The sequence below is a fragment of the Lysinibacillus sp. DFXJR4 genome (assembly GCF_057196045.1).
This window is the reverse complement of sequence record NZ_JBXUNW010000001.1, coordinates 1,397,789-1,409,849: the sequence shown is the minus strand read 5'-3', so window position 1 is coordinate 1,409,849 and position 12,061 is coordinate 1,397,789. Positions and strand designations below refer to the sequence as shown.

The following is a 12,061-nucleotide window of genomic DNA, read 5'->3' as shown; positions in this document are numbered from 1 at the left end:
ACTCTTGACATGTTTTTAAAGTGGAGATGATGATGTATTTCAATCTATACTCTTCATGTAGAAAGTTAGTGACCGATAGTGAAGGTAGAGCTTAAAGGATTTCAATCCCAGGTAGAGAGTGAACCAAGCAGGGTGTTTCTGTCTAATTACTGTGATTTCAATCCACATTCTCATACAAAGAGTGACATATGCCAAAGCTTCTGTTTGAGGATGTTCACCATTTCAATCCATCACTCTCCATACAGAGAGTGACAACTCGCTATTTACTTGTACTGCACCCAGCGTTTATTTCAATCCACACTCTCCATACAGAGAGTGACACGAACAACCAGGTGGGCATTATTTTTGGTACTGATTTCAATCCACACTCTCCATACAGAGAGTGACAGAAGCTTCAAAGTGGGACCATCTAAAGTTATTAAATTTCAATCCACACTCTCCATACAGAGAGTGACTGCAAAAAATGATTAAAAACCAGATATTTTAATCGAATTTTGATAAAAATTATTTTTTTCTACTTCTTATATATCAAATGAAACCTTTTTTTCTTAATTAAATACGCAAAATTTTGGTGCGGATCTCTTAAGGATTTTATGATTGCTTCGCATCCGCACCAAAATGATTATAAAATAATTGTGTCCTCCACATCCAAAGTTTCTTTTGCACCAATATGGATGACCTTAGATTTGTAGTTATTGCCAAGTTGATAGAATCGTAGGCTATCCTCTTCCATGTCAATAATTTCTTGAAGTGCAAGTTGAAGTTGTTTGAACTGAGTGGCGTCGACTATACATTCGAAGACGGAATTTTGTACGCGCATTCCATAGTTTTCGCAAACTTTAGCCACTTTGCGTAACCGTTTTTGACCCAGAGTTGTTTTTGTAACAACATCATATGTGACTAGTACTAACATGAAAAATCCTCACTTCCATAAGAATGGTGGGTATTCTTCTAAATCACCTCGTATATGACGTCTAGCAGCATAGCTTGTGCGTGAGGTACAAGACCCCAATTAATTTTTTCATTCAAATATGGATGTGTTAGACTTTCTTGTTTTCTTTCCTGCCATGATTTGATAAATTTCCTTCGTCCATCTTCTGTTAATAGAACTGCACCATTTTCCTTTTGAACAAAGTCTGAAGTTTGCATTATTTTTTTATTTATCATTTTCAGAACAAAGCGATCTGCCATGACCCCACGAAGCTCCTCCATCACATCCAGTGCTAGTGAAGCTCGTCCAGGTCGATCACGATGCAAAAAACCAACATAGGCATCTAATCCTACTGTTTCCAATGCAGCTGTGACATCTGAAGCAAGTAATGTATAGGCTAGTGACAATAATGCATTTACTTTATCTGTTGGTGGACGACGATTTCTGTTTGTTCTAGAAGAATACATAATGTATTCTATAAAAATCCTGATTATATACATTATCTTTTACTAAGTTTAAAATAAGCATTCTCTCCGTTTAAAGATAGACCCAATCATGTAATCTGTGATTAGTTTTGTACGTCATACCAGCCCTTTTATTTCAATCCACACTCTCTATACAGAGAGAGACCAAGACTGTTTTTACATCACGAGAACTAGATGTTGATTTCAATCTACTCTCTCTATACAGAGAGACATGGCATCTGATTCGAGGTCTTCCCATTTTACGCCATTTCAATCCACTCTCCCTATACAGAGAGAGGCCTAACTCTACCTTCTTGAGCGCACCATACACATTCATTTCAATCCACTCTCTCTATACAGAGAGAGACAACAAAAGAGGAGTTAATGCAGCAGACTTGGAGAATTTCAATCCACTCTCTCTATACAGAGAGAGACTTTTCTTTAGAGTGATTGAGGTACCATCCACTAAATTTCAATCCACTCTCTATACAGAGAGAGACCGCTAGTAAATACTGCTCTTGATTGGGCTATCAAATTTCAATCCACTCTCTCTATACAGAGAGAGACACAATGAGGAAATGCAGCAATGGGCAAAGGATGATTTCAATCCACTCTCTATACAGAGAGAGACGTCAATTATACATGTAAATGTAGGTATACATGGATTTCAATCCACTCTCTCTATACAGAGAGAGACTAAGTGCAGTCGCAGGGTTATTGTCAAGCTTCAAAATTTCAATCCACTCTCTCTATACAGAGAGAGACTTTTAGTTGACATCTTTTACACCTCCTCAAATTAAATTTCAATCCACTCTCTATACAGAGAGAGACCGTCGAGCGAGCATCCTCTTGCATGTTGTTATTATTTCAATCCACTCTCTCTATACAAAGAGAGACTAGCGTAGATAACAAACTTCTTAAAATCCTTTTATTTCAATCCACTCTCTCTATACAGAGAGAGACAAGACCGAGCTAATTCAGCGACTCGTATTACATACATTTCAATCCACTCTCTCTATACAGAGAGAGACTGGTTTGTCAGATACTCTAAAATTCAGTGGAGATATTTTAATCCACTCTCTCTATACAGAGAGAGACGATTATGTGTTACTACACTGGAAAGACCGTATATGATTTCAATCCACTCTCTCTATACAGAGAGAGACGCAAATACTAGGTGCATTCATTGCTAATATTAACGATTTCAATCCACTCTCTCTATACAGAGAGAGACGTGGTCCAATCGCAATTTCCGGTTGTGTCGTAAAGATTTCAATCCACACTCTCTATACAGAGAGAGACTATGAGCCGAAAAATGTCGCCATTGCTTTTCCTATTTCAATCCACTCTCTCTATACAGAGAGAGACAATGACAAATTGTTAACTAAGATTAAGTCAGATATTATTTCAATCCACTCTCTCTATACAGAGAGAGACTAGCAGGTGTAAATTTTGATTCAGTTAAAGGGATATTTCAATCCACTCTCTCTATACAGAGAGAGACAATTTCTGGTCTTCTGTCAAGAAAGTGGACATGAAAAAGTGAGAGCTTTAAAGCTACCGCACTACGTTTGGTGGGCAATGGAAACGGTTTTGAGATTAACTTGCGTGTTTCTGTAACGTCAAGCGTTCAAATTGGTTCGGTGAACGATAGCCAAGGGTTGAATGTCTTCTACGTTCATTATAAAAATTTGAAATATAGCCATTTGTCGCTTTGAAGGCTGCTTTCTTTGTTTGGAATTTTTGGCGATAAATCATTTCTTTTTTTATGGTCGCATGAAACGATTCAATGCAGGCATTGTCATACGGGTCACCTTTTTTACTCATACTAATTTGGCAACCATGCTTTTTTAAAAGTTCGATATATTCCGTTGAACAGTATTGCGCCCCACGGTCTGAATGATGAATGAGTCCTTTTTTTGGTCGGCGTATGAAGAACGCTTTTTTCAAAGCTATTAACACTAAATCTACTTTCATATGATCGGCCATTTCCCACGCTACAATTTTACGAGAATACAAATCCATAATACTCGCTAAATACACCCATCCCTCCAGCGTTCGGATATAGGTAATATCAGCGACCCATACTTGATCTGGTTCTTCCACATAAAACATGCGTTTCAGTATATTCGGATACACCAGTGCATCATGATTTGAATCTGTTGTCGTCACATAGCTTCTCGGCTGTGTTGCGCACAGTTCCAGTCCTCGCATGATATTTGCCACTGTTTTTTGTGAAAGCGGATAACCCCATTCCAACAGATCTTTATGTACTCGCGGGCTGCCATACGTACCATAGCTTTCATGAAACGATTGTTTAATTTTTTGTGTGACTTTCATTTTATATTCTTCTTTTTCTGTTATCGGTGCTGCCTGTTTTGCCAACCATTTATAATAGCCACTCGTTGATACTTTTAGAACACGGCACATCTTTACAATCGAAAACTCCCGTTTATGCGCTTCAATAAATTCAAACACTACTGCGGGTTTTTGGCAAAGATGTGCATCGCCTTTTTTAGAATGGCATTCTCCTCTTCTAAGTCACGAAGTTTCTTTTCATAAGTCGCTTCTAACTTCTTTAGCTCCGAAGGGGTTATATATTTCACGTCGCCATTTTCTTGCTTTTTTCCATCACGATATTTTTTTACCCAGCGATGAATGGAAGATTCCCCAATCCCTAATTCATACGATAATTCTGTTACTTTTCGATTTTCTTCTACTACTAATTTCACAACATAATCACGATATTCTTGGGTTATTTTTTTAGTCATTCGGTACACGTCCTTTAAAATAGTTATTTCTATCATAGCTACTCTCAGTTTTCCGTGTCCACTTTTTATACTAACCTCATTTTTGTGTTCCAAGCAACTTTTACGAGGTTTATTTCAATCCACTCTCTCTATACAGAGAGAGACTGGAAGCCAGCCATTTCACTAGAAAAGTTATTTTGATTTCAATCCACTCTCTCTATACAGAGAGAGACCCTACTTTTCCTTTGTAGTCAGCTCGGTTACCGCCATTTCAATCCACTCTCTCTATACAGAGAGAGACATCTTCAATGCGAGTAATTCACAAATAAACGAAGTATTTCAATCCACTCTCTCTATACAGAGAGAGACGGCAAAGGTCGATACTACTTAATTTGTCCATCTATTTCAATCCACTCTCTCTATACAGAGAGAGACTCGGAGATAAATTTTTATGTTCCGGACTCGTCAATTTCAATCCACTCTCTCTATACAGAGAGAGACACGATTTTAAAGTATTGGGATGTGGACCAAGCAATTTCAATCCACTCTCTCTATACAGAGAGAGACAATGCTGTAAAGCACTTTGTAAGATTGGTGAATAATTTCAATCCACTCTCTCTATACAGAGAGAGACAAGCCATTAGATTTTTCAAAGCTACAACTAACTAATTTCAATCCACTCTCTCTATACAGAGAGAGACGCTAAACCAAAGTGGTGGTGGCGATTTTTAAGAATTTCAATCCACTCTCTCTATACAGAGAGAGACGTGCAACACAGACTCAAGGTGGCGTTCAATCAGATTTCAATCCACTCTCTCTATACAGAGAGAGACGTTATCTTGCATATGGTACAACTATTGATTCAGATTTCAATCCACCCTCTCTATACAGAGAGAGACCTTTTCAACGACTCCTTCAAAACGTTGCTTACTAATTTCAATCCACTCTCTCTATACAGAGAGAGACTATTTTAGTAAGCTTTAATTCTCTATCATGTGGCTATTTCAATCCACTCTCTCTATACAGAGAGAGACCTGCACACCATGATGGAGACGAATGGACTGAAGAAATTTCAATCCACTCTCTCTATACAGAGAGAGACGAAGAAAGTAAATGGTTTTTATTTATTCTGTTAATTTCAATCCACTCTCTCTATACAGAGAGAGACGTTTAAAGTGACATCTATTAACTTCTCTTTGTTATTTCAATCCACTCTCTCTATACAGAGAGAGACTAAATCGCGCTTTTCTTTTGGTAGCTGCAAGTTATTTCAATCCACTCTCTCTATACAGAGAGAGACTGAAATGTGGGGCCTTAAACCAGGTACGGTAAAATTTCAATCCACTCTCTCTATACAGAGAGAGACATTTATAGATGTTTCAAGATCATCTTCTGTCACTATTTCAATCCACTCTCTCTATACAGAGAGAGACTGAAATGTGGGGCCTTAAACCAGGTACGGTAAAATTTCAATCCACTCTCTCTATACAGAGAGAGACATTTATAGATGTTTCAAGATCATCTTCTGTCACTATTTCAATCCACTCTCTCTATACAGAGAGAGACGGTTACATTGCAATCCCTGCTAATGTTAAAGTTATTTCAATCCACTCTCTCTATACAGAGAGAGACTCTTACAGTGCAAAAAAGACACTACTATATCAAATTTCAATCCACTCTCTCTATACAGAGAGAGACTTTATTGATTGGAGAGCTAAAAATAGGTTAGGTATTTCAATCCACTCTCTCTATACAGAGAGAGACCCTGGAGTTGACCCCGGAAAAGACCCGGGAAAAATTTCAATCCACTCTCTCTATACAGAGAGAGACTTCTACTTTAATTAAATTTTCTCGATCCATTTTAATTTCAATCCACTCTCTCTATACAGAGAGAGACGTAAACAAGATAGAGCGTCCTTTAAATACAAGTATTTCAATCCACTCTCTCTATACAGAGAGAGACCCATCTGAAAGTACATTAAACGCTTTAACTGATATTTCAATCCACTCTCTCTATACAGAGAGAGACATTTCCATTTGATGGAGTATTTATTGATTCCCCTGATTTCAATCCACTCTCTCTATACAGAGAGAGACGATAATATCAGTGTCAGTACTAGCACCCTGGAACGATTTCAATCCACTCTCTCTATACAGAGAGAGACACACACCGACATGGGTTGACTATAGCGGTATTTATATTTCAATCCACTCTCTCTATACAGAGAGAGACGGTTACAAATTATTTAGTTCGGACGCCACACAATGATTTCAATCCACTCTCTCTATACAGAGAGAGACATGGGCATTGGAAAGGGCAACAAGAGGATGTAAAATTTCAATCCACTCTCTCTATACAGAGAGAGACATTTGTCCTATTTCATTGTCTTTAAAAACTCTAAATTTCAATCCACTCTCTCTATACAGAGAGAGACTTTATTTTTTTCAAACGATTAATTACTCTTAAAATTTCAATCCACTCTCTCTATACAGAGAGAGACACACAGAACAAATGGTTCAATCCAACAGTCATTATTTCAATCCACTCTCTCTATACAGAGAGAGACATTTGTTGTTGAAAAGTTGCTGCTGTATTCAGTATTTCAATCCACTCTCTCTATACAGAGAGAGACTATCATTGATACTCATATATTCACCTCACTTACTATTTCAATCCACTCTCTCTATACAGAGAGAGACAAGTCACAATGATGACTTGGCCATCATCATCAATTTCAATCCACTCTCTCTATACAGAGAGAGACTATATCGAAATGTTTATGACAGTAGATGGATGTATTTCAATCCACTCTCTCTATACAGAGAGAGACTCAGTGACATTATATATCACCAAACTTTTTCTCATTTCAATCCACTCTCTCTATACAGAGAGAGACGTTGGATGAGCTTAAAGCACAAGTGTTGGAGTTATTTCAATCCACTCTCTCTATACAGAGAGAGACAGGGGATGTAGGAAAAAAAGGGTTAGAAATAGGATTTCAATCCACTCTCTCTATACAGAGAGAGACCGCAATATATAGACAAAAATAATCAGTAACGATCTATATATAGCTGGTAATAAAATTACAAACATCAACCTAAGGAAATAATTCCCTTAAATCAAACTAGATTTATAAATTTCTTGCGCGAACCTCCTAGTATTTTTATGGGCACTTATGGTTCGCTAAATTAAAAAATAAGCGGAGCCTCTACATCAAGCGCTTCTTTAGCACCTATATGAATAACCTTAGAATGGTGTTTATTTCCTAAATTATAAAATCTAAGACTGTCATACTTTGGGTCTATAATTTCTTCAAGTGCGAGTTGAAGTTGTTTATATTGTGTTGCATCTACTCGACATTCAAACACAGAGTTTTGTACTCGAACACCGTATTCTTGACATTTTTTAGCGACTTTACGCAAACGTTTTGCTCCACTGCTTTTTGTTGTCTGTACATCATAAGTTACTAAAACGAGCAAATTAATCACCTACCTTATTAAAAAAGGTGGATACGCATCTAAATCACCACGTAAAAAACGCGCTAATAATAATGCTTGTGCATGAGGCACTAATCCCCATTGTATTTTTTCCTTTAAATAAGGATGTGTCACAATATCCTGCTTTGCTAACTGCCATAGCTTAAAGAAATTTTTTCTAGCATTGTCCTTCAAGAAAACCGCTCCATCTTCCTTAATAACAAAGTCATTTGCCTGTATTTGTTTACGATTAATAATCTTTAATACAAAACGCTCTGCTATAACAGGTCGTAATTCTTCCATAACATCGAGTGCAAGAGATGTTCTACCTGGACGGTCACGATGCAAAAAGCCGACATACGCATCTAACCCAACACCCTCTAATGCCGCTGCAGTTTCAGTAGCTAGAAGTGAATAAGCTAACGATAATAAAGCATTCACACGATCTAATGGTGGTCGTTTACTCCGCCCTTTATAAAAGAAATCTTCTTTTTGTTGCAAAATGCATTCATCAAATACACTAAAATAGGCACTTGCTGCATTTCCTTCTATACCACGCAATTCATCCAAATTGATTGTCGCAATTGCTAATTTTCTTGATTTCTTTAACCGTTCCACTATTTGTTCTAATCGTTCTACATCTACACGGAGATAATGATCACGTAAGAAGCGCTTTATATTTTGCTCTGCATTATATATTTTACCTACAATCATATGGCGCGAAATGAGTGCACTTTCATCTTCACTTGTCGATATTTCATACTGCTTTTTACGTAATATTACATTGCCATTGATGGCGCCTGTTAATCGTCCTCTAAAGCGCCCACTGCTAGAGAAAAATGTCAAATTAATATTCTTTTCCAAACATGTAGCCATGAGTGCTGGACTTACTCCTTTATAGCCAAAAGTACAAATGCTTTCAATATTTAACATTGGCACTTTTCCTAATTCTTCTCCATCTCTCATTAAAACGATATTATTCCCATTTAATGAGAGATAGATATCTGGATCAGACACATATATTACATTTAATAGACGCTTCATTCTCGCATCATCCTATCCATATAAGCTGACACTGTCTCTTTATTTAATAACTCTGGCAAACATTTATGACGTAAAGAACAACTATTACAATGCTTCCCTGTTTTGACTCGTGGTGTATGACTACGTGAATAGTAATGATGCATTTCCTTTGCCATCGCTATCACTTTTCCACGCCATTCGTTTGTAATTTCAATCGTTTCACGACGTTTAACTTCATTATAATATAGGGCTGCTTTTTCAATCCTTGTTTGTAACATCTCTTCTAAACAAATAACCTGAGCTACTAATTGAACAATATCTGCATCATGTTTTTTCGGTTTTCCTCTTTTATATTCAATCGGTTTGACAATAAATTGTCCATCTTCATTTGGGAGTGTAATCCCATTTTCCGCTTTTGTAAATTCTACCATATCACAAATTCCATTAATGCCCAATTCGAATGAATGAACAGGTAAAGCACGTACATAAATGATATTACCACGCTTTTCACGCACAAATGGATTGTCTGCTTTTTGATGTAAAGCATTACCCTCAACAGTTAGCACATTTTCCTCCCATTGTTGCTCAATATGAATTAACGCCCACTGTCTACGACAAAAAACAAAATGCTGCAAGCCTGATAACATTAAGAATTGCTCTTCATTATAGTCCATCATATTCATCTACAACTAAGTTTTCTAAGGGCTCAATTGTAATTTTATAATCGCCTATCGAAGGCTTTGCTGTATGTTGTATGTGCTCTATATTCACAGTTCGGTGCACACGAGCAGAAGAATATTGACCTAATTTTGAATGATGCTCCCACCAAAATAACTTATGAACTTCCATACTCCCCTCTGGACGAGCAGAAGATGCATCATTAACGAATAAAGTGCGTAATGCCTCTTTTAGCTTTTGTGCATCCTCATATGTAAAGCCTGTACGCTCTGCTAATTGTGGATTAATGCTGCCATAAAATACATATAAACCAAAATCAACACGGTGCTTCATTCCCATAGTATCAGACGTTTTTACATTTGGGTTTTTTTCATTTGTAACAGAATTGACGCTTTTGGTAATTTGCATGCTTGTAATATCTATAGGGTCAACGCTTGTTGCTGTATGAATAGATACAGGTCCACGAATCCCTAACGAAATTTTGTCCTTTTTACTTTTAAAGGCAAATACTTGTCCAAATGCACGCACATCGTACCATTGTTCACACGCCAGTTCTTCAGCCGATGCTTCTTCTTCACCCGTTCCCTTACCTTTTGTTAAAATTGTATCCAGTTCTTTTACACTTCCTACACGGTCACGAATACTACGAAATTCGTCTGTTCGGCGTTCATCTGACTGCACTAATATAGATTCTCCTTCATCCTGCAAACGATTACGTAATTTTCGTTTAATCGCAACATCTGATACCTCGCCATAGCCATTAAAATCTAATCGAGGATGATTTCCATTTAAAGGATCACCATTCGGATTCGCTTTATGAACTGTAAAAATCACCGCAAAATCAATTTTCTTGTCAAGCGTTGTCATGTACTGTTTCCTCCTTTTTTTTATACATATCTTGAATTTGACTACTATAGCCAATTAGAAACACAGGGTCCAAGGGTTCATTATTCATTTTCTCTAATGTAATTTGTTGCTCAATTGTTTGCATTAATTCCGCGTAGACATTCCCATTTGCACCCAGACGCATAAAATACGGCTGTAATTGACGACGGATCACTAACCAAGTGCGTGCTGGTCGCTGAGAAAAAGCATTAAAATAACGTGTTGCATTAGTTGCTCGCTTTTCTTCACGCTCGTTTAACATTCTACGCTCCATTACCTCTGCTACCCCTAACAATCGACCGAATAAGTAATCACGTTTTTGCTTATCCTCTTGTAATGCCACCTTGTATCCCTCCTTTGTATATTGTTTCAAAACTAAAGCACATGCTATATTAAGGGTCCCTTCCCACGACTCCATTAACCCTTTAAAACTTTCTGGATTTTTCACACGATTAAAAATAAGCCTTACTATATCTTTAGGAATTGGTTTTCGTTCAACAATACAAGGTAATAGTCTTGTATAAAGTTGCTTTTTTATTTTTGCATCTGCCTTACTACCATAAACTGCTTCAACAATACGATAAGTAGACGGTGTACCGATAAAACGTTTCATCTTATAAGAACTTTCATCTTTTTCAAATTGCCACCAACGACAAGTTTGAAACCAATGGCTAATATTCTCTAAAAATAAATCTACGTGAAAGGATTGATAATAAACAATTGCTAGCCTTCCACCTATACCAGTTGTTGTTGAGTCTAGGGCCATCACAATTATATTTTTTACTTCTTTTTCATTTAAATAAATTTTATAGCCCTGAACTGCATTCCTAATTTCAGCGGCCCTAAACTCCTCTGTATTAGCTTTTTTCACCTCATCATCCACATCTTCGGGGAATAATTCATTTGAACTATTAATTAGATTCAACAATTCAGTGTTTTCTACACCGAAAGCAACGAAATAACGAGAACCTATATTAGTACCTTGTCTTTGAATGAGCCAGCTGAGTGCATGATGTGCCTTTTGGGAAGTCTTGTAGCCAATTTGTACAGCCTCAGTAGATGTGGCAAAACGCCCACGGAATGTATAACCATCTTTATCATTTGCTGAAATCAATTTTGCCATATCCCCTGCATTTCTAATACGTGAACCATGCTGCATTGTTAACGACTGTGATTGCCCACTTACATAACACATACCTATATTCCCATCATATTGCTGTCCAAAATAAGCAATAAAGGCTTCAAAAAGAGATTTATCTTCCCATACAACTGGCTCCTTTGGTGTTGTGTGAAGGACGTCAAATCGCACAAAAGCATCTAGTACATCTCCTGTTACTACTTGATAAATCAAAGGCTTATCCTTATCATTCCATTTATTTATCACCCGCTGTTGCTCATCGATATACAATACGCTCTCTTTTACTAAATCCGAAATCAAAGTTCCCTTACTAACATATTGATAGATAGCTTGAACACGTTGAGGAACTTCTTTATCTTCCATCCATTTTTCCATTTGCTTTATATAATCTACATAATATGAAGCACGTTTTTCATTGCCACCAAAAGGAATATAGTCACCTGCTACATAACATAACTTATCATGTAAATAATGAGGAGCACTTGCACTTGTACGGTTTGCCGAGGCAAGTGTTACAGGAACAATAGTTCGTGCATACTCCTTTTCAACAGCTTTTGCTGTTATAAATTCTCCCTCAGGGCTAATTAGTACTTCAATTTGGGCACTTTGCATGACATGTGAAATAGGAAGTAATGTAGTACGCTGATTGTTCTTTTCTTCAAAATCACCAACCAAATTACTATTATTGTTATATACTTTCTCCAATTGTTGCATC

8 protein-coding genes, 1 pseudogene and 1 CRISPR repeat array are annotated in these 12,061 nt (G+C 37.1%); all 9 genes and pseudogenes read right to left on the bottom strand.

Features of this window, described 5'->3' with window-relative positions:
- Positions 1 to 622 precede the first annotated feature (622 nt).
- Complete coding sequence (gene cas2 / locus AC2CGN_RS07105; protein WP_429981556.1) at positions 623 to 913, bottom strand: CRISPR-associated endonuclease Cas2; 291 nt, start codon at positions 911 to 913, stop codon at positions 623 to 625.
- Positions 914 to 922: 9 nt separating this feature from the next.
- Positions 923 to 1,377: pseudogene (gene cas1 / locus AC2CGN_RS07100) on the bottom strand (CRISPR-associated endonuclease Cas1); the annotation flags it as partial.
- 1,617 nt (positions 1,378 to 2,994) lie between these two features.
- Positions 2,995 to 3,873 carry an IS3 family transposase gene (locus AC2CGN_RS07095; protein WP_484512930.1) on the bottom strand — a complete coding sequence of 293 codons (879 nt, stop codon included), beginning with the start codon at positions 3,871 to 3,873 and terminating at the stop codon, positions 2,995 to 2,997.
- Positions 3,873 to 4,166 (bottom strand): transposase, encoded by a 294-nt coding sequence (locus AC2CGN_RS07090; protein ID WP_427505128.1) that lies wholly within the window; start codon positions 4,164 to 4,166, stop codon positions 3,873 to 3,875. Before AC2CGN_RS07090 ends, AC2CGN_RS07095 begins: the two co-directional genes overlap by 1 nt.
- 110 nt (positions 4,167 to 4,276) lie before the next feature.
- Positions 4,277 to 7,174: direct repeats of the CRISPR family, unit length 33 nt; unit sequence ATTTCAATCCACTCTCTCTATACAGAGAGAGAC.
- Between the two features lie 160 nt (positions 7,175 to 7,334).
- A complete protein-coding gene (gene cas2, locus AC2CGN_RS07085) occupies positions 7,335 to 7,625 on the bottom strand; it encodes a CRISPR-associated endonuclease Cas2 (protein ID WP_484512929.1) in 291 nt (96 codons plus the stop codon).
- A gap of 9 nt (positions 7,626 to 7,634) precedes the next feature.
- Entirely contained in the window at positions 7,635 to 8,666 is a 1,032-nt protein-coding gene (gene cas1c, locus AC2CGN_RS07080; RefSeq protein WP_484512927.1) for a type I-C CRISPR-associated endonuclease Cas1c, read from the bottom strand.
- Positions 8,663 to 9,319 (bottom strand): CRISPR-associated protein Cas4, encoded by a 657-nt coding sequence (gene cas4, locus AC2CGN_RS07075; RefSeq protein WP_484512925.1) that lies wholly within the window; start codon positions 9,317 to 9,319, stop codon positions 8,663 to 8,665. Before cas4 ends, cas1c begins: the two co-directional genes overlap by 4 nt.
- Positions 9,309 to 10,190 carry a type I-C CRISPR-associated protein Cas7/Csd2 gene (gene cas7c / locus AC2CGN_RS07070; RefSeq protein ID WP_484512923.1) on the bottom strand — a complete coding sequence of 294 codons (882 nt, stop codon included), beginning with the start codon at positions 10,188 to 10,190 and terminating at the stop codon, positions 9,309 to 9,311. The genes cas4 and cas7c overlap by 11 nt, the downstream gene beginning before the upstream one ends.
- Positions 10,177 to 12,060, bottom strand: coding sequence for a type I-C CRISPR-associated protein Cas8c/Csd1 (cas8c, locus tag AC2CGN_RS07065; protein ID WP_484513183.1), 1,884 nt, complete (start codon positions 12,058 to 12,060; stop codon positions 10,177 to 10,179). Before cas8c ends, cas7c begins: the two co-directional genes overlap by 14 nt.
- Between the last annotated feature and the right edge of the window lies 1 nt (position 12,061).